This window comes from Achromobacter sp. (assembly GCF_057314935.1).
Genome location: NZ_DBHKZA010000001.1, coordinates 118,395 through 136,726 on the forward strand (window position 1 = coordinate 118,395; position 18,332 = coordinate 136,726).

Annotated in this window: 12 protein-coding genes; 8 read left to right on the forward strand and 4 right to left on the reverse strand. The window is 66.9% G+C overall.

The features are described from left to right. Nucleotides 1-19 precede the first annotated feature (19 nt). A complete protein-coding gene (locus tag ACO6D5_RS00560) occupies nt 20-400 on the reverse strand; it encodes a VOC family protein (protein ID WP_485824322.1) in 381 nt (126 codons plus the stop codon). A gap of 126 nt (nt 401-526) precedes the next feature. Between ACO6D5_RS00560 and ACO6D5_RS00565 the strand changes: the two genes are divergently transcribed. The 5 genes from ACO6D5_RS00565 to ACO6D5_RS00585 all read left to right on the forward strand — a co-directional run bounded on the left by ACO6D5_RS00565 (nt 527) and on the right by ACO6D5_RS00585 (nt 9,119). Beyond that, nucleotides 527-2,500, forward strand: a complete 1,974-nt coding sequence (locus ACO6D5_RS00565) for a choline BCCT transporter BetT (protein WP_315526686.1) — start codon at nt 527-529, stop codon at nt 2,498-2,500. A 160-nt stretch (nt 2,501-2,660) separates the two neighbouring features. Beyond that, the gene (locus ACO6D5_RS00570; protein ID WP_485824323.1) at nt 2,661-3,791 is read left to right on the forward strand and encodes an efflux RND transporter periplasmic adaptor subunit; all 1,131 of its coding nucleotides are present in this window, start codon (nt 2,661-2,663) and stop codon (nt 3,789-3,791) included. A 17-nt stretch (nt 3,792-3,808) separates the two neighbouring features. Beyond that, nucleotides 3,809-6,913: a MexW/MexI family multidrug efflux RND transporter permease subunit gene (locus ACO6D5_RS00575; RefSeq protein ID WP_485824324.1), complete on the forward strand. Its 3,105-nt coding sequence runs from the start codon at nt 3,809-3,811 to the stop codon at nt 6,911-6,913. Nucleotides 6,914-6,923: 10 nt separating this feature from the next. Continuing rightward, nucleotides 6,924-8,405, forward strand: coding sequence for an efflux transporter outer membrane subunit (locus ACO6D5_RS00580; protein ID WP_485824325.1), 1,482 nt, complete (start codon nt 6,924-6,926; stop codon nt 8,403-8,405). 54 nt (nt 8,406-8,459) lie between these two features. Continuing rightward, complete coding sequence (locus ACO6D5_RS00585) at nt 8,460-9,119, forward strand: helix-turn-helix transcriptional regulator (RefSeq protein WP_485824326.1); 660 nt, start codon at nt 8,460-8,462, stop codon at nt 9,117-9,119. 23 nt (nt 9,120-9,142) lie between these two features. Here the strand turns inward: ACO6D5_RS00585 and oprZ are convergent, their stop codons facing one another. Genes oprZ through ACO6D5_RS00600 form a run of 3 tightly spaced genes read right to left on the reverse strand, consistent with a single transcriptional unit; the run spans nt 9,143 to nt 14,841 of the window. Then, nucleotides 9,143-10,534 carry a multidrug efflux RND transporter outer membrane subunit OprZ gene (gene oprZ, locus ACO6D5_RS00590; RefSeq protein ID WP_485824327.1) on the reverse strand — a complete coding sequence of 464 codons (1,392 nt, stop codon included), beginning with the start codon at nt 10,532-10,534 and terminating at the stop codon, nt 9,143-9,145. Continuing rightward, nucleotides 10,531-13,668 (reverse strand): multidrug efflux RND transporter permease subunit, encoded by a 3,138-nt coding sequence (locus tag ACO6D5_RS00595; RefSeq protein WP_485824328.1) that lies wholly within the window; start codon nt 13,666-13,668, stop codon nt 10,531-10,533. Before ACO6D5_RS00595 ends, oprZ begins: the two co-directional genes overlap by 4 nt. Before the next feature lie 3 nt (nt 13,669-13,671). After that, nucleotides 13,672-14,841 carry a MexX/AxyX family multidrug efflux RND transporter periplasmic adaptor subunit gene (locus ACO6D5_RS00600; RefSeq protein WP_485824329.1) on the reverse strand — a complete coding sequence of 390 codons (1,170 nt, stop codon included), beginning with the start codon at nt 14,839-14,841 and terminating at the stop codon, nt 13,672-13,674. A gap of 241 nt (nt 14,842-15,082) precedes the next feature. On the opposite strand from ACO6D5_RS00600, the gene axyZ reads away from it, so the two are divergent. The 3 genes from axyZ to ACO6D5_RS00615 all read left to right on the forward strand — a co-directional run bounded on the left by axyZ (nt 15,083) and on the right by ACO6D5_RS00615 (nt 18,279). Further along, nucleotides 15,083-15,721, forward strand: coding sequence for a multidrug efflux transcriptional repressor AxyZ (axyZ, locus tag ACO6D5_RS00605; protein WP_315526694.1), 639 nt, complete (start codon nt 15,083-15,085; stop codon nt 15,719-15,721). Nucleotides 15,722-15,759: 38 nt separating this feature from the next. Next, nucleotides 15,760-16,656, forward strand: coding sequence for a LysR substrate-binding domain-containing protein (locus ACO6D5_RS00610; protein WP_315526695.1), 897 nt, complete (start codon nt 15,760-15,762; stop codon nt 16,654-16,656). Between the two features lie 120 nt (nt 16,657-16,776). Further along, nucleotides 16,777-18,279: an ABC transporter substrate-binding protein gene (locus ACO6D5_RS00615; RefSeq protein ID WP_315526696.1), complete on the forward strand. Its 1,503-nt coding sequence runs from the start codon at nt 16,777-16,779 to the stop codon at nt 18,277-18,279. Nucleotides 18,280-18,332: the final 53 nt, after the last annotated feature.

Here is an 18,332-nt window from a genome sequence, read left to right on the forward strand (position 1 = left end):
GGCGCGGCGTGGGGGCTATTCAGCCTTCCAGTTCCGATATCTCGATCAGGTTCAGGTCCGGGTCGCGCAGGTACACCGAGCGAATCTTGCCGGTGGCGCCGGTGCGCGCCACCGGGCCTTCGATGATCGTGGCGCCGGCCTCGTTCAAGCGGACGATCACCTCGTCCAGGGGCCGGTCGGCGATGAAGCACAGGTCCAGCGCGCCCGGCACGGGCAAATGCGCTTTTGGCTCGACCTCGTGGCCGCGCACGTGCAGGTTGATTTTCTGGTTGCCGAAGCGCAACGCCTGGCGGCCTGCGCCGAAAGTCTCCAGGCGCATCCCCAGGATGCGGGTGTAGAAATCCACCGTGGCCTCGGGGTCGGTGCAGGTCAAGACGAGATGGTCCAGATGATCGATCATGCGCTTGTCTCCGTTATTTCAGATTGTCAGCCGTACGCTGGGCGTGATAGTAATACCTGCGGCGCGCGGCCAGACTGAGGGGGTCCGCGTCGGTTTTTCCAACCCTCGGGCGAAAGGAGCGGCAGCATGACTTCAGAAACCCGACCATCCTCCACGATCAACAAACCGGTCTTTTTCTCGGCCGCGCTGTTCACCCTGCTGCTCGTGGGCTTTGCCATCGCGGCTCCGAAGACCGCGCAGAACCTGTTCGAAGCGGTGCAGGGCTGGATCCTCGGCAATGCCAGCTGGTTCTACATCCTGGTAGTGGCCATCATCTTGCTGTCGGTCACATTCCTGGCGGTCAGCCGTTACGGCGACATCAAGCTGGGCCCCGACCACAGTGAACCGGATTACCGCAATTTCACGTGGTTCGCGATGCTGTTCTCGGCCGGCATGGGCATCGGCCTGATGTTCTTCGGCGTGGCCGAACCCGTCATGCATTTCATGTCGCCGCCGGTCGGCGAGGGCGGCAACGCCGCCGCCGCCCGCGAAGCCATGAAGATCACCTTCTTCCATTGGGGGCTCCACGCGTGGGCGATCTACGCCGTGGTGGCGCTGACGCTGGCGTTCTTCTCTTTCCGGCATGGCCTGCCGCTGACCTTGCGGTCCGCGCTGTACCCGCTGATCGGCAACCGCATCCACGGGCCGATCGGCCATGCGGTCGACATCTTCGCCATCATCGGCACGGTGCTGGGGGTGGCGACGTCGCTGGGCCTGGGCGTGGCGCAGATGAACAGCGGGTTGAACCATCTGTTCGGCGTTCCCGTGGGCGTGACCACGCAGATCATCCTCATCGTCATCACGTGCGGCCTGGCCACGCTGTCGGTCGCCAGCGGGCTGGACAAGGGCATCCGGATCCTGTCCGAAGCCAACATGGTGCTGGCGGTGATCCTGCTGCTGTTCGTGCTGATCGTCGGCCCCACGGTGTTCCTGTTCCAGACCTTTGTGCAGAACACCGGCGCCTACCTGTCGGACATCGTCAACAAGACCTTCAACCTGTACGCCTACGATCCTTCCGACTGGATCGGCGGCTGGACGCTCTTTTATTGGGGCTGGTGGATCGCGTGGTCGCCGTTCGTGGGGCTGTTCATCGCGCGCATTTCGCGCGGGCGCACCATCCGCGAATTCGTTTGCGGCGTGCTGCTGGTGCCGGCCGGCTTCACCTTGTTCTGGATGACGGTGTTCGGCGACACCGCCATCCACTTCATCCTGGTCGACGGCGTGAAGGGGTTTGCCGAAACCGTCGAGGCCGACAGTTCACTGGCGCTGTTCGCATTCCTGGAGCAGCTGCCCTGGAGCAACGTGATATCCGTGTTCGCCATCGCGATGGTGGCGGTGTTCTTCGTCACGTCCGCGGACTCGGGTGCGCTGGTGGTGGACTTGCTGGCATCCGGCGGGGCGGACCGCACGCCCGTATGGCAGCGCATCTTCTGGTCGCTGTCGATGGGGGCCGTCGCCATCGCGCTATTGCTGGCCGACGGCCTGACCGCGTTGCAGACCGCCACCATCGCAAGCGCGCTGCCGTTCTCCGTCATCCTGCTGCTGTCTTTGTGGGGGCTGTTCAAGGCGCTGAGACTGGACGCGACCAAGCGCGGCATCCGCTACCAGTCCCTGACCCTGTCGCGGCCGGCGCGCGGCGGCCAATCTTGGGAACGGCGCCTGCGCAACATGGTCATGATGCCGCGCCGCGCCCACGTGCTGCGATTCATCAGCGACGTGGTGCGGCCGGCGCTGGAGGATGTGGCCGACGAATTGCGCCGCCAGGGCTATGCGGTGGCTGTGCGCGAGGACGAGAGCGAAGGCGGCGTGACCCTGGAGGTGTCCCATGGCGACCATCTGGACTTCTGGTACGCGGTGCGCCCCGAGGCGTTCGTCCGTCCCAGCCTGACGCCGGAAGAGGCGGCCGACGAGGAAGAGCGCAAGTACTTCCGCGCGGAAGTGCACCTGCGCGAAGGCGGGCAGGACTACGACATCATGGGCTGGAGCCGGGACGCCGTCATCGGCGACATCCTGGACCAGTACGAGCGCCATCGCCATTACCTGCACATGGTACGGACCTAGCGGCGCCGCCGCGCGCGCCCCGCAATGCCGCCGGGTTTTCCCGGCGGCTTTTTTTCGTCCATAGCCTGCTCCTATCCCGGGGATTGCTTTCGCCACTTTGACGGAATCGTCGTAATGGCGGATTATCAAAGTATTGTCTTGGATAAATAGAGAGTGAATCATGAAGGCGAAATCAGGGGCATGGGCGGCCGGCGTCGTCGTGCTGGCGGTGGTGGTGGGGGGCGGACTGGTGTGGAAATTCAGCGGAACGTCGCAAAAGGGGGGGTGGGCGATGCCGCCGGCCAAAGTGGCGGTGGCGCCCGCCGTGCGGGCGGACTTCCCCGTGGCGTTGACGGGCATCGGGTCCCTGGAAGCGACACGCCAGGTCCAGGTGCCGGCTGAGGTGGACGGCCGCGTCACGCAGATCCTGTTCACGGCCGGCCAGCGCGTCCAGGCCGGACAGTTGCTGGTGCAGATGAATGATGCGCCCGAGCAGGGCGAATTGGCGCGTCTGCAAGCCCAGGCGCGCAATGCGCGGACCTTGCTGGAACGCACGCGCCGCCTGCTGCCGCAGCAGGCCGCCACGCGGGAACAGCTGGACCAGGCGCAGGCGGACTATGAGCAGGCCGCCGCCGACATCAGGCGGGTGCAGGCGTTGATCGAGCAAAAACGCGTCAAGGCGCCGTTCGACGGCGTGCTGGGCGTGCGCCGCGTCAACCTGGGCCAGTTCGCCAAAGCGGGCGACCCGCTGGTGTCGCTGACCGACGCGACCACGCTGTACGCCAACATCACCTTGCCCGAGCAGGCGCTGGGCGCATTGCGCACCGGCCAATCCGTGACCGTCACGGTCGACGCCCATGCGGGCCGCGAGTTCCCGGGGCAGGTCACGACGCTGGAGCCTCAGGTCGACGCGGGTTCGCGCACCGTGCGCGTGCAGGCGACCCTGCCGAACGCCGATGGCGCGCTGGCGGCCGGCATGTTCGCCCACGGCCGCATCGGTCTGCCTGATCGCCCCGATGTGATCACCGTGCCCGAAACCGCGGTCAGCTATAGCGCCTATGGCGATTCCGTCTACGTCCTGACCCCGCCGGCAGCAGACCAGCAGGGGGCGGCCCCCACCGTGCGGCAAGCCTATGTGAAGACGGCGGAGCGCGTGCGCGGGCGGGTCGTCGTGACGGAAGGTTTGGACGCCGGCGACCAGGTCGTGACGTCTGGCCAGTTGCGCCTGCATAACGGCGCGGCGGTCGAGGTCATCCCGACCGACACGGTGGCGCTGGATGGCGTCCGGCAAACCGTGGCGCAAGCCCGTTAACGCGGCGGGAGGCAACCATGAAATTCACCGACCTCTTCGTGCGCCGGCCCGTGCTGGCCCTGGTGGTCAGCACGCTGATCCTGCTGCTGGGCATCAAGGCGCTGAGCGGCCTGCCGGTGCGGCAGTACCCGTTGACCGAAAGCACCACCATCACCATCACCACCCAGTATCCGGGCGCGTCCCCCGACCTGATGCAGGGCTTTGTCACGCAGCCCATCGCGCAGTCGGTAGCTACGGTGGAAGGCATCGACTACCTGTCGTCTTCGTCCACGCAGGGCCGCAGCGTCATCACGGTGCGGATGAAACTGAACGCCGACTCCAACAAAGCCATGACCGAGGTCATGGCCAAGGTCAACGAGGTCAAGTACCGCCTGCCGCAAGACGTCTATGACCCCGTGCTGGTCAAGTCCGCGGGCGAGGCGACCGCCGTCGCCTATGTGGGCTTCTCCAGCACCACGCTGTCGCTGGCGGCATTGACCGATTACCTGTCGCGGGTCGTGCAGCCGCAGCTGTCGTCGATCGACGGCGTGGCTAGCGTCGAGCTCTATGGCGGCCAGAAGCTGGCCATGCGGGTCTGGCTGGACCCCAATCGGATGGCCGCACGCGGCATCTCCGCGGGCGAATTGGCCCAGGCGCTGCGCGACAACAACGTGCAGGCGGCGCCGGGGCAGGCCAAGGGGCTGTATGTGGTGTCCAACATCCAGGTCAACACCGATCTCGTGAATGTGGCGGAATTCCGCGATCTGGTGGTCAAGCGCGACGGCGACGCCATCGTGCGCCTGGGCGACGTTGCAACCGTGGAACTGGGCGCGGCATCCACCGATTCCAGCGGCCTGATGGATGGCGAACCGGCCGTGTACTTCGGCCTGAACGCCACGCCGGTCGGCAACCCGCTCGTCATCGTCAAGCGCTTGAACGAGCTCGTGCCCAACATCAAGCAGAACCTGCCGCCGGGCACCAGCGTGCAGGTGCCGTTCGAGCTGGCCCGCTTCATCAGCGCGTCCATCGATGGCGTGATGCAGACATTGTTGGAAGCCGTCGCCATCGTGGTGGTGGTGATCTTCCTGTGCCTGGGGTCGCTGCGCGCCGTGCTGATTCCGGTCATCACGATCCCGCTGTCCATGCTGGGCGGGGCGGCCATCATGGCGCTGTTCGGCTTTAGCGTGAATTTGTTGACCCTGCTGGCGATGGTGCTGGCCATCGGTCTGGTGGTGGACGATGCCATCGTCGTGGTGGAAAACGTGCACCGCCATATCGAAGAAGGCAAGTCGCCCGTGCGGGCGGCGCTGATCGGCGCGCGTGAAGTGGCGGGGCCGGTGATCGCCATGACGATCACCCTGGCGGCCGTCTACGCGCCCATCGGGCTGATGGGCGGGCTGACCGGATCGCTCTTCAAGGAATTCGCCTTCACACTGGCGGGCGCCGTGGTCGTATCGGGCGTGATCGCGCTGACGCTGTCGCCGGTGATGAGTTCTTTCCTCTTGAACAGCCACGTGTCGGAAGGCTGGATGGCGCAGCGCGCCGAGCGCTTCTTCGGGCGGCTGGGCGACGCCTACGGCCGCGTGCTGGACGTGTCGCTGCACCACCGCTGGGTGACGGGGCTGATCGCGGTGGCGGTGCTCATCAGCCTGCCGTTCCTGTACAACGCGGCGCAGCGCGAGCTGGCGCCCGTGGAAGACCAGTCGACCGTGCTGACGGCGATCAAGTCGCCGCAGCAGGCCAACATCGACTATGTCGAGAAGTTCGGCAAGAAGTGGGACGACGTCATGAAGACGTTGCCGGAACAGAAAGGGCGCTGGCTGATCAACGGCTCGGACGGCGTGTCCAACAGCATCGGTGGCGTCGACTTCGTCGACTGGAAGGACCGCAAGCGCTCGGCCGACGAGATCCAGGCCGACATGCAGTCGATGGTCAATCAGGTCGAAGGCAGCAATATCTTCGCCTTCCAGTTGCCGTCCCTGCCGGGTTCCACCGGCGGGCTGCCCGTGCAGATGGTGCTGATGAGCGCGGCTGATTACCCGGTCGTGTATGAGGCCATGGAAAGTCTGAAAAAGGCGGCGCGCGAAAGCGGCCTGTTCATGGTGGTGGACAGCGACCTGGACTACAACAACCCGGTGGTGCAGCTGAAGGTGGACCGCGCCAAGGCCAACAGCCTGGGCGTCACCATGAAGGCTATCGGCGATACGCTGGCCGTGCTGGTGGGCGAAAACTACGTCAACCGCTTCGGCATGGACGGCAGGTCCTATGACGTGATCCCGCAAAGCCTGCGCGAACAGCGCATCTCGCCCGCGTCGCTGGCGCAGTTCCACGTCAAGAGCGCCAGCGGCGCGCAGGTGCCGCTGTCCAACCTGGTGTCGGTATCCATGGGGGTGGAACCCAATTCGTTGACGCAGTTCAACCAGTTGAACGCCGCGACCTTCCAGGCCATCCCGATGCCGGGCGTCACGATGGGCGACGCGGTGCGGTTCCTGACGCAGCAGGCGCAGCAGTTGCCCGCCGGCTTCAGCTACGACTGGCAGTCGGATGCGCGCCAGTTCAGCCAGGAAGGCTCGGCGCTGATGATCACGTTCATTTTCGCCATCATCGTCATCTACCTGGTGCTGGCCGCGCAATACGAAAGCCTGCGCGACCCGTTCATCATCCTGGTCAGCGTGCCCATGTCGATCTGCGGTGCCCTGATTCCGCTGGCGCTGGGCATGGCCACCGTCAATATCTATACGCAGATCGGCCTGGTGACGCTGATCGGCCTGATCAGCAAGCACGGCATCCTAATGGTGGAGTTCGCCAACGAGATGCAGGTCAGCCATGGGCTGGACCGGCGCACCGCGATGGAGCAGGCCGCCCGCATCCGCCTGCGTCCCATCCTGATGACGACGGCGGCGATGGTGATGGGGCTGATCCCGCTGCTGTTCGCCTCTGGCGCGGGCGCGCATAGCCGCTACAGCCTGGGTCTCGTCATCGTGGTGGGCCTGCTGGTGGGCACGCTGTTCACGCTGTTCGTGCTGCCCACCGTCTACACCGTCTTCGCGCGCGACCACCGCGCGGCCAACGACACGCCGCGCGCCCGCGAACTGGCGGCGGCGCAGGCGGCGGACGCCGCGGTGGCCGCCCCGCAGCATTAAGGAACCGATCATGACCCATTCCCTTCATTCCCAACGCCTGCGCCGCGGCCTCGCCGTGTTGCTGGCGGCCCTGGCCACCGCGGGTTGCGCGGTCGGGCCCGATTACCAGAAACCGCAGGCCGCACCCGTGGCCCTGGCGAGCCCGGAGCAGGCGCTGTTTTCCACGGACCGGCTGCAGCGCGACTGGTGGAAGCAGTTGCAAGACCCGCAACTGGACCGGCTGATCGCCCTGGCCCTGTCCCGCAACCACGACATCCGTATTGCCCAGGCGCGCCTGGCCGAGTCGCGCGCCGTGCTGGATGAAAAAGAACTGGACCAGTTGCCTGCGGTGACGCTGGATGGCCGCTACGAGCGCAGCCTGTCGCAAGCCAACGCAGGCGCCGCCGGACAGCGCAATCTGGCCCAAAGTTACCGAGCCGGGTTCGACGCCACCTGGGAATTGGACCTGTTCGGCCGTCTGCGCCGAACGGCCGAAGGGGCGGCGGCGCGCAGCGAGGCACAGGCGGCGGACCTGGCGCAGGCGCGAATCGTGGTGGCAGCGGAGGTCGCGCGTAATTACTTCGAGCTGCGCGGCGCCGAACAGCGGCTGACCGTGGCGCGCGCCAATCTGGACAGCCAGCGCGACAGCCTGCGCGTGACGCAGGCGATGGTGTCTGCCGGCCGCGGCGACGAAGGCGATCTGGCCAGCGCGCGGGCCGAACTGGAAACCGTGCAGGCTAGCGTGCCCGTGCAGGAAGCGGCCAGGCGGCTGGCGCTTTACCGCATCGCGGTGCTGGCCGGGCTGCGTCCCGTCGAATTGGGCGAGCTGGATGCCGGCCAGCCACTTGCGCCGTTGACCGCCCGCTTGCCGATCGGCGACGTGGGCGCCTTGCTGTCGCGCCGTCCCGACATCCTGGCGGCCGAACGAAACATGGCGGCCGCCAATGCGGACGTGGGGGTGGCCACCGCCGAGCTCTATCCCCGGTTCGACCTGGGCGGCTTCCTGGGATTCGTGGCGTTGCGCGGGGCCGATTTCGGGTCATCATCCAGCCGCGCGTTCAGCGTGGCATCGGGTGTGAACTGGCCGGCGTTCCACCTGCCGACGGCGTTGGCAAGAAAGCGGGGCGCCGTGGCCCGCTCCGAGGGCGAAGTGGCACGCTATGAGCAGACCGTGTTGCGGGCCGTGGAAGAGCTGGAGGCGGCGCTGACGGAATTCGGCCAGACGCAGCAGCGCCTGGGCAACCTGGCGCAGGCGGCGATGCACAGCAGCCGGGCGGCCGATCTGGCGCAATTGCGCTACCGCGAGGGCAGCGCCCCGTATTTGACGGTGCTGGATGCGCAGCGTACGCTTTTGCGCGCCCAGGACGCCGTGGCCGTCGCGGAAACGGAGTCCTATACCCGCCTGATCGCGCTGTACAAGGCGCTGGGCGGCGGCTGGGAGGCGGGGCCGGAAACGGCGGCAAGCGAGGGATCGGCAGGGGATGGATCCAAGCCGTCGCCTGCCGCCGGCTGACCTGCGCCCCGGTTCGTGGCACCATAGGAAAAAAACTGGAGTTCCGTTATCGCCATGTCTGACAACCTGTCCCAACCCGTCACCTGGACGCCGCATCAACCGGCGGACCGCGTGCTCATGACCTTGAAGACGCGTGGCCCGCAGTCCATCGCGGTCATCGCCAAGGCCATGGACGTGACGGCCGAAGCAGTGCGCCAGCAGATGACGCGGTTGCACGCAGATGGACTGGTCGATTCCGAAAGCCATAGCGCCGGGCGTGGCCGGCCTACCCAGATCTGGTATCTGACACAAGCCGGCCACGGCCGCTTTCCCGACACGCATGCCGAAATGACCGTGCAGATGATCGGCGCGGTGCGCCAGGTGTTTGGCGACGAGGGCGTGGAAAAGCTGATCCAGGTGCGCGAGGCCGCCATGCTGAACAGCTACCACCAGGCCATGCTGGGCGCCAAGGACCTGGCCGCCCGGCTGGAGCGTCTGGTGCAGGTGCGTTCGTCCGAAGGCTATATGGCCGAACTGCGCCAGGACGGCGCGGACTACCTTTTCATCGAAAACCACTGTCCGATCTGCTCGGCGGCCAAGGCCTGTATGGGCTTTTGCCGTAGCGAACTCGAATTGTTCCGCAACGTGCTGGGCGCGGGCGTGACGGTCGATCGCGAGGAACACATCCTGGCTGGCGCAAGGCGCTGCGCGTACCGCGTCAGCACGCGGCCGTGACGGACGGTCGCGCGCAACCCATCCTACGAGCCCTTATCCGCCGGCGTTTCCCACCCGCCCAGCGCCTTGTACAAGTCCACCGCGTTGACCAGCCGGCGCTGCTGCAGCCGGATGTATTCCTGCTCGGATTCGAAAAGGCTGCGCTGCGCTTCCAGCATTTCCAGATAACCCGCCACGCCGCGGTCGTAGCGTCGTTCGGCCAGCCGCTGGCGGTCGCGGTCGGCGTCGCGCACCTTGCGCTGGGCGTCGATCTGCTCGCGCAAGGTGTCGCGCGCGGACAGGGCGTCGGCCACCTCGCGGAAGGCCAGCTGGATGCTGCCTTCGTACTGGGCCACGGCGATGTCCTTGCGGGTTTCGGCCAGCGACAGGTTGGCGCGGTTGCGGCCTGCGTTGAAGATGGGCAGCGTGAGCGTGGGCGCGAACACCCAATTGCCCGTGCCGGATCCGAACAGGTCCGAAAAGCTGCCGGCCGTGCTGCCGATATCGGTCGTCAGCTGCACCGACGGGAAGAAGGCTGCCCGCGCGGCGCCGATGTCCGCATTGGCGGCGCGCAGCGTGTTCTCGGCCTGGCGCAGGTCGGGCCGGCGCGTCAGCAGCGTCGACGGCAAGCCGGCTGCCAGTGGCGTCAGGCTCTGGCTTTCCAGCAAGACGGCTTCGGTTCCCGCCGGCAGCGAGAAGTCGCCCGCCAACAGGCCCAGCGCATGCACGGCTTGCCGGTATTCCCGGCTGAGTTCGGCATGCGTGGCGCGCGACGACTCCACCAGCATCTGCGCGGTGCGCAGCCCGATCGCGGTTTCCAGCCCGGCGTCGTATCGGCGCTGGGTGATCTTCAGCGTGGCCTCGCGCAGCGCCAGCGTGCTCTCGGTCAGCCGTAGCTGCTCGGCCAGCGAGCGCTGGTTGAAGACCGCCGTCGCGGTTTCCGCCACCAGCGACAAGGTTGCGGCGCGGTGTGCTTCTTCGCTGGCCAGGTAGCGCTCCAGCGCCGCGTCGCTCAGGCTTTTCACGCGGCCGAAGAAGTCCAGCTCGAAGGCTGTGATGCCGACGGCCGCGCGATAGCGGTTCGCCACCGGCAGCGGGCCCTGTCCGGGTTCCACGCTGCGGCCCCGGCTGAATTCGCCGCGCCCGTCCAGGCTGGGCAAGCGGTCGGCGTCCTGCACGCCATATAGCGCGCGCGCCTCCTGGATGCGCAATGCCGCCACGCGCAGGTTGCGGTTGTTCTGCAACGCGGCGTCGATCCAGGCCTGCAACGCCGGGTCGTTGAAGTACACGCGCCAGTCCTGGGGCATTTCCGCCTGCCCGTCTTGCGCGGGCGTGTCATAAGCCGCGGGGATGGGGGCCGCGGGGCGTTCATGCACGGGCGTCAGCGAGCAGCCCGTCAGCGCTGCCGCCAATAAGGTCATGGCCATGGCTTTCATGGCGTGGTCTCCACAGGGTCGCGGTCGGTTTGACGCGCAGGGCGGGCGCGCCCGCCGAACAGGCGGCCCACGATCAGGAAAAACAGCGGCACCAGGAAAATGGCCAGTACGGTGGCCGTCAGGATCCCGCCCAGCACGCCGGTGCCGATCGCCGCCTGCGCGCCGGAAGCCGCGCCCGTGGCCAGGGCCAGCGGCAGCACGCCCACGCCGAAGGCCAGCGAGGTCATCACGATGGGCCGCAGCCGCAGCCGCGCGGCCTCCAGCGTGGCCGACACCAGGCCCTGGCCGTCGCGCACCAGGTCCTTGGCCACCTCCACGATCAGGATCGCGTTCTTGGCCGACAAACCGATGGTGGCGATGAGGCCCACCTTGAAGTAGATGTCGTTAGGCATGCCGCGCAGCGTCACGCCCAGCACGGCGCCGATCACGCCCAGCGGCACGACGAGGATCACCGCCAGCGGAATGGTCCAGCTTTCATACAGCGCGGCCAGCGCCAGGAACACGATCAGCACCGACAAGGCGAACAGCGCGGCCGCCTGGTTGCCCGACAGCCGTTCCTCGTAAGATTGGCCGGACCAGTCGAAACCGATGCCGCGCGGCAATTCGGCAGCCAGTTCCTCCATGGCGCGCATCGCTTCGCCGCTGCTGTGCCCCTTGGCCGCCGACCCGTTGATCGTGAACGTGGGAAAGCCGTTGTAGCGGCTGAGCTGCGGCGGGCCCATCGTCCATTTCAGCGTGGTGAACGCGGACAGCGGCACCATCTGGCCCTGCACGTTGCGCACGTGCAGGCGCGACACGTCGTCCACGTCGACGCGGCTCTTGCCGTCCGCCTGCACCGTCACGCGCCGTACCTGGCCGTTGTGCATGAAGTCGCCGATATAGTCCGACCCGTACATCACGGCCAGTGCCGTGTTGATCTCTTCCACGGCCACGCCCATGGCCTGGGCCTTGTCGCGGTCGATGTTCAGCTGCAGTTGCGGCGCCTCTTCCTGGCCCGCGAACACCACTTCCGTCAACGCCGGATGCTTGGCCGCGGCAGCCAGCAATTGCTGGCGCGCCTGGGTCAAGGCTTGATAGCCCAGGCCCGCGCGGTCCTGCAGCCGGAAATCGAAGCCCGAGGTGGAGCCCAGGTCCGGCAGGGGAGGTGAATTCAGCGCTTGCACCATTGCGTTCTTGCGCTCGGCAAAGGCCTCGTTGATGCGCTCGACCACGGCGTCCACATGCTGGCTGGCGTCGCGCCGTTCCTTCCAGTCCTTCAGCGTCACGAAGAACATGGCCGAGTTCGGGCCGCTGCCGTACAGGCTGAAGCCATTGACCGAATAAACGAACTCGACCGGCTCGTTGTCCAGCATGTAGCGTTCCACTTCCTTCACCAGCGCCATCGTGTCGCTTTGCGGCGTGCCTTGCGGCAGGATGACCATGGCCATGAAGCTGCCCTGGTCTTCGTCGGGCAGGAACGAGGAGGGCAGGCGCATGAACAGGAACGCCACCGCCGCGATGACGGCCAGATAGGCCAGTCCGAAGCGCACCGGCCGGGCCAGCACGCCCGCCACGCGGGCGGTGTAGCGCTCGGTCAGGCGGGCGAAGGCGCGATTGAACCACCCGAAGAAACCGCGCTTGTCATGGTGGCCGGCTGGCACGGGCTTGAGCAGGGTGGCGCAGAGCGCCGGCGTCAGCGACAGCGCCAGAAACGCGGAAAACGCGATCGACACCGCCAGCGTCACCGCGAACTGGCGGTAGATGTTGCCCACCGCGCCGTCAAAGAACGCCATTGGCACGAACACCGACACCAGCACGACGGTGATGCCCATGATCGCGCCGCTGATCTGGCGCATGGCGCGCACGGTGGCGTCGTGGGCCGACAGGCCTTCCTCGGCCATGATGCGTTCCACGTTTTCGACCACCACGATCGCGTCGTCCACCAGGATGCCGATGGCCAGCACCATGCCGAACATGGTCAGCACGTTGATGGAAAAGCCCAGCCACAGCATCACGCCCAGCGTGCCCAGCAGCGCCACCGGCACTACCAGCGTCGGGATGAGCGTGGCGCGGAAGTTCTGCATGAACAGGTACATCACGCAGAACACCAGCGCCACCGCTTCCAGCAGGGTCAGCAGCACCTTCTGGATCGAGATTTCGACAAAGGTCGAGGTCTCGTAGGGCAGGTCATAGGTGACCCCGGGCGGGAAATACTGCGCCAGCTCGTCCATGGTGGCGCGGATGCGGCGCGTGGTGTCCACGGCGTTGGAGCCCGGGGCCAGCTTGATGCCCAGCCCGGTGCCCGTCATGCCATTCACGCGCGACAGGTACATGTAGTCGGTGCCGCCCAGTTCCACCCGCGCCACGTCCTTCAAGCGCAGCGTGGCCCCGCCCGGCTGCGTGCGCAGCGGGATGTTGGCGAACTGCTCGGGCGTGTGCAGGGATTCGCCCGCCACGATGCTGGCGTTCAGCGGCGCGTCCTTCGGCACGGCCTGGTTGCCCAGTTCGCCGATGGTGACGCGCGCGTTATGGTCGCGCAGGGCGCGTGCGATGTCGCCGGGCGTCAGCGACATGGCCGTCAACTTGGCTGGATCGGGCCAGATGCGCATCGCCGCTTCCGCGCCGAAGGACTGCACCTTGCCCACGCCTTCCACGCGGCGCAACGCCTGCAGCACGTTGGAGGCCGCCAGCTCGCCCAGCTGGATGTCGTCCAGGCGTCCGTCGGACTTCAAGGACACCACCAGCTGGATGTTGTCGGCCGCCTTTTCCACGCGCACGCCGTCGCGCCGCACGGATTCAGGCAGACGCGGCTCAACCGCCTTCAGGCGATTCTGCACTTCCACGGCGGCGATGTCCGGGTTGGTGCCTTGCTTGAAGGTCAGGTTGATGCTGGCCCAACCCGTGGAGTCGCTGGTGGACGACGTGTACATCAGGCCGGGCGCGCCATTCATCTCGCGTTCGATGATGGCGGTGACGGCCTCTTCGACCACCTGTGCCGAGGCGCCCGGGTAGCTTGCGCCGATGTTGACCACGGGCGGGGCGATGTCCGGATACTGCGCGACCGGCAGCGCGCGGATCGACAGGATGCCGACCAGCATGATCAGCAGCGAGATCACCCACGCGAAAACGGGGCGATCAATAAAGAAACGCGCCATGGTTTATCCCTTCTTGCCCTCGGGGGCGGTTTGTGCGCCGGGGGCTGGTTTTTCAATGGGCTTGATCTTCTGGCCCGCGGCCAGCTGGGCGGCGTTCTCCACGACGATGCGTTCGCCGCCGGCCAGCCCTTGCGTCACGATCCAGTTCGGACCTTGCAGCCGATGCGCGGCCACCGGGATGCGGCGCAGTTCGCCGGTGTCGTCCGCCGCGAGCAAATGCGCGCCCTCGGCGGTGCGCAAGAGCGCGTCGCGCGGCACCAGATAGGCCTCGCGGTTGATCGCCTGCTCCAGCTTGACGCGCACGTACATGCCCGGCAGCAATTCGCGGCCCGGGTTGTCGAACAGCGCCCGCATCGTCACGTTGTCCGTGCCGGGGTCCACCGCCAGGTCGGCGAACGACAGCGTGCCGCCGCGCGCGTACTCGGACCCGTCCGGCAACACCAGGCGCACCCGCAGCTGGTCCGGCGCCACGCCTTCTAGCGCGCCCGCGCGGATCTGCTTCTGCAGCTGCATCACCTCGGCGGCGGGCTGGGCGAAGTTCACGTAGATGGGGTCGATCTGCTGCACCACCGTCAGCGGCGTGGCCTGGCCTTCGCCGACCAGCGCGCCTTCGGTGACCAGCGCGCGCCGGGCGCGGCCGTCGATGGGCGAGGTGACCCGCGCATACCCGAGGCGCAGCTTGGCGCTTTGCAGGTTGGCGCGGGCCAGCGCGACTTGCGCGCGGGCCTGGCGTTCATCGGCCACGCTCTCGGCGTGGTCGCGTTCGCTGATGGCCCGGTCGCTCACCAGGTCGGCGTAGCGGCGCAGCTTGTCGGCGGCGGCGGACAGGTTGGCCTGGGCGCGAGCCAGATTGGCCGCCTCGGAGTCGTAGGCGGCCTGCAAGGGCGCCGGGTCGATCTGGAACAGCGCGGCGCCGCGGACCACATCCTGGCCTTCTTCGTACAGGCGCTCGGTGACGATGCCGGCCACGCGGGCGCGCACCTCGGCCTCGCGATAGGGTTCAAGCCGGCCGGGCAGGTCGGTGGTGACGGCGGTGGGCGTGGCCCGGGCGACGATGACGCCGATTTCGGCGGGCACCTTGGCTTCTTCTTCCGGCGCCTTATTCGAGCAAGCGGAAATAAGAACCAATACGGATAGAAAGGCGAGCTTTTTGTAGGGGACTCGTTGCTTCATTTTTGATTGTTGTTGTGATGTGCCCGTGGGAAGGGCAGAGGGTGATGCCGTGCCGGGAATGCGCGGGTTTTCCCGGTGGGAGGCGAGTCTATCATTTAATCCGTCATGCTTGATTGATTATCTTGTTGGAAAGTATGCTCATGGCTGCACACTTCTTAACAGTGTGGGAATGGCGGCTCCTGGACGGGCCGCCGTTTTTTTGCCGCCTGTTCCCCATCACCCTTTCCTGGAGATTTCCTGCATGGCCCGCAAGACGAAAGAAGAGTCCCAACGCACCCGCGACCGCATCCTGGATGCGGCAGAGCACGTGTTCCTGTCCAAAGGCGTGGCCAGCACCACCATGAGCGACATCGCGGACCACGCGGGGGTATCCCGGGGCGCCGTCTACGGCCATTACAAGAACAAGATCGACGTCTGTATCGCCATGTGCGACCGCGCGCTCGGCGAGGCGGCTTCGCTGACCCAGGTATCGACCGAGGGCGAAGCCCTGGAATCGCTTTACGTCTCCATGCGCCAGTTCATCCAGATCTATTCGGAAGAGGGCTCAATGCAGCGCGTGCTGGAAATCCTGTACCTGAAATGCGAACGCAGCGACGAGAACGCGCCGTTGCTGCGCCGCCGCGACCTGTGGGAACGCTACGCGCAGCGCACGTCCGAAAAGCTGCTGCGCGCGGCCGTCGAGCGCGAAGACCTGCCGTCCGCGCTGGACGTGCGGCTGTCCAACATTTACCTGCATTCGCTGGTGGACGGCGTGTTCGACAGCATCTGCTGGTCGGATCGCCTGAAGGGCGACATCTGGCCCCGCGTCGAACGCATGTTGCGCGCCGGCATCGACACCCTGCGGCTGTCGCCCCACCTGTTGATGCCGCGTCTGGCCTAGCGCCGCCGGAGCGGGGCGCCTCCCCCTACAATCGCCGCATGACCCTCAAGCAACTCGAAGCCTTCTATTGGGCCGCCACCTGCGCCAGCTTCGCCGTGGCTGCCGAACGCCTGCACCTGTCGGTGTCCTCGCTGTCCAAGCGCATCACCGAGCTTGAGGAAGCGCTGGGCCAGGCGCTGTTCGACCGCAGCGGCCACAAGGCCGCGCTGACCGACGCCGGCCAACGGCTGGTGCCGCAGGCCCGCGAACTGCTTGCCGCCGCCGACCGGGTGCGGGCCTCCATGACCGAATCGCCGGGCCTGCGCGGCCGTTGCCGCTTCGGCGTGGGCGAACTGACCGCGCTGACCTGGCTGCCGCGCCTGATCGCCGGCGTACGGGCAGCCTATCCCGATCTGGTGCTGGAGCCCTACGTGGACATCGGCCAGGTGCTGGAGCAGCGGGTGGCGGATGGCGAACTGGATTTTGCCGTCATCGCGGGACGCTCGTCGCGCGCGAACATCGCGTCCACGCCGATCGGCCAGGCGCGCTTCGCCTGGGCGGCGTCGCCTTCCGTGCTGGAGGGCGAAACCCGCATGACCCCGGCGCTGCTGGCCCGCCTGCCGCTGGTCACGCTGCCGGCCGGCGCGGGCACGACCCGCATCATCGATGATTGGCTGGCCGGGCGCGAGTCGTCCGGTGAACGCCTGTGCTGCAATAACTGGGGCGCCATCGCCGGCCTGCTGATCGAAGGCACGGGCGTCGGGCTGCTGCCCAGCCATTGGGCCGAAGCGCTGCAAGCCGAAGGCAGCCTGCGCGTCCTGCACGGAGAGCCTGCGCTGGCCGCCTTGCCCTACGCGTTCCAATACCGGCGCGACGACACGCGCGCGCTGGTCGCCTGCTTGCGCGACGCCGTCGCCGCCGCGGTCGATTTCTCGGCGCCTTGCCGGCTGCCCTGAGCGCGGCCGTCCGCGAGGCGGCCGCCGTCCGCCTCATTTAGCTGGCCGACAGCGCGCGCTCTATACAATCGCGGCGCGCCTGGCGCAGAATCCAACAAAATCAATCGAGGGAGAACATCCATGCGTAAACTTTGCGCCGCCATGGCCATGGCGGGAATGCTCGTGGGCGGACTGGCCCATGCCCAGTCCACCTTGCGGATCGGCCTGCAGGACGACCCGGACGTGCTGGACCCGGTGCGCGCGCGCACCTTCGTGGGCCGCATCGTCTTTGCCTCGCTGTGCGACAAGCTCGTGGACATCACGCCCGACCTGAAGATCGTGCCCCAGCTGGCGCAGTCCTGGACCGTCGGCCCGGACAACAAGTCGCTGACGTTCAAGCTGCGCACGGACGCCGTGTTCCATGACGGCACGCCGGTCAACGCCGCCGCCGTCAAGGCCAACCTGGACCGCGCCCGCACCCTGCCCGACAGCAACCGCAAGAGCGAACTGGCCACCGTCGCCAGCGTCGACGCGCCCGATGCCAATACCGTCGTGCTGAACCTGTCGGAGCCGGACGCGTCCCTGCTCTCACAATTGTCCGACCGCGCGGGCATGATGATGTCGCCCGCCACGTTCGACAAGGATCCCGGTGGCAAGCCCGTGTGCTCGGGGCCGTACCAATTCAAGGAGCGCGTGCAGAACGACCGCATCGTGCTCGAGAAATTTCCTAAATACTGGGACGCTGCGAACTATCACTTCGACCGCCTGGTCTTCACGCCCATCCCCGACAACACCGTGCGCCTGAACAACCTGCGCGCGGGCGACCTGGACATCATCGAGCGGGTGGCGCCCAGTGATGCCAAGGCCGTGAAAGACGACGGCAACCTGCGCCTGGCGCCGGTGACCGGGCTGGGCTTCCAGTCGATCTCGGTCAACCTGGGCAACGGCGCGCGCGCCAACAACCCGCTGGCCAAAGACAAGCGCGTGCGTCAGGCGCTTGACCTGGCGATCGACCGCGACGTGCTGAACCAGGTGATCGGCGAAGGCATGTTCCAGCCCGCCTACCAGCCGTTCCCGCCTGCCAGCTTCGCCTACAACACCGCCTTCGAACACAAGGGCCGTGATCCGAAGAAGGCGCAGGCGCTCTTGAAGGAAGCGGGCTTTGACCGCGTGAAGTTCGAGATCACCTTCGGCAACAACACGACCATGCAGCAGGTGTTCGAACTGGTGCAGGCGATGGGCGCCGAAGCGGGTTTCGACATCACCTTGCGCCCGGTGGAATTCGCGTCGCTGCAATCGTCGCTGGCGCGCGGTGATTTCGAAGTGGGCCAGAGCGGCTGGTCGGGCCGCGTCGATCCCAGCGGCAACATTCACCAGTACCTCAGCTGCAAGGGCAACCTGAACGACGGCAAGTTCTGCGACGCCGGCGTGGACAAGCTGCTGAACGACGCCCGCGCCGAAGCGGATACGGCCAAGCGCCGCGCCATGTACGACCAGGTGCTGACGTCCATGCAGGACCAGCGCCCCATCGTCTACCTGTTCTACCTGCCGTGGACCTTCGGCGTGCAGAAGAAGGTGGACGGCTTCGTCGCCTACCCCGACGGCCTGATCCGCCTGAAGGGCGTCACCGCCGCAGCGAAGTAGGCCCACCCCCTACCCGCTTGCGCGGGCCCCCTCTAGGGGGCGACACCTGCGGA

Excerpts from the sequence above, each read along its gene's own strand:
- ACO6D5_RS00560 (WP_485824322.1), bottom strand. The coding sequence starts at position 400 with ATGATCGATCATCTGGACCATCTCGTCTTGACCTGCACCGACCCCGAG.
- ACO6D5_RS00565 (WP_315526686.1), top strand. The coding sequence starts at position 527 with ATGACTTCAGAAACCCGACCATCCTCCACGATCAACAAACCGGTCTTT.
- ACO6D5_RS00570 (WP_485824323.1), top strand. The coding sequence starts at position 2,661 with ATGAAGGCGAAATCAGGGGCATGGGCGGCCGGCGTCGTCGTGCTGGCG.
- ACO6D5_RS00575 (WP_485824324.1), top strand. The coding sequence starts at position 3,809 with ATGAAATTCACCGACCTCTTCGTGCGCCGGCCCGTGCTGGCCCTGGTG.
- ACO6D5_RS00580 (WP_485824325.1), top strand. The coding sequence starts at position 6,924 with ATGACCCATTCCCTTCATTCCCAACGCCTGCGCCGCGGCCTCGCCGTG.
- ACO6D5_RS00585 (WP_485824326.1), top strand. The coding sequence starts at position 8,460 with ATGTCTGACAACCTGTCCCAACCCGTCACCTGGACGCCGCATCAACCG.
- oprZ (WP_485824327.1), bottom strand. The coding sequence starts at position 10,534 with ATGAAAGCCATGGCCATGACCTTATTGGCGGCAGCGCTGACGGGCTGC.
- ACO6D5_RS00595 (WP_485824328.1), bottom strand. The coding sequence starts at position 13,668 with ATGGCGCGTTTCTTTATTGATCGCCCCGTTTTCGCGTGGGTGATCTCG.
- ACO6D5_RS00600 (WP_485824329.1), bottom strand. The coding sequence starts at position 14,841 with ATGAAGCAACGAGTCCCCTACAAAAAGCTCGCCTTTCTATCCGTATTG.
- axyZ (WP_315526694.1), top strand. The coding sequence starts at position 15,083 with ATGGCCCGCAAGACGAAAGAAGAGTCCCAACGCACCCGCGACCGCATC.
- ACO6D5_RS00610 (WP_315526695.1), top strand. The coding sequence starts at position 15,760 with ATGACCCTCAAGCAACTCGAAGCCTTCTATTGGGCCGCCACCTGCGCC.
- ACO6D5_RS00615 (WP_315526696.1), top strand. The coding sequence starts at position 16,777 with ATGCGTAAACTTTGCGCCGCCATGGCCATGGCGGGAATGCTCGTGGGC.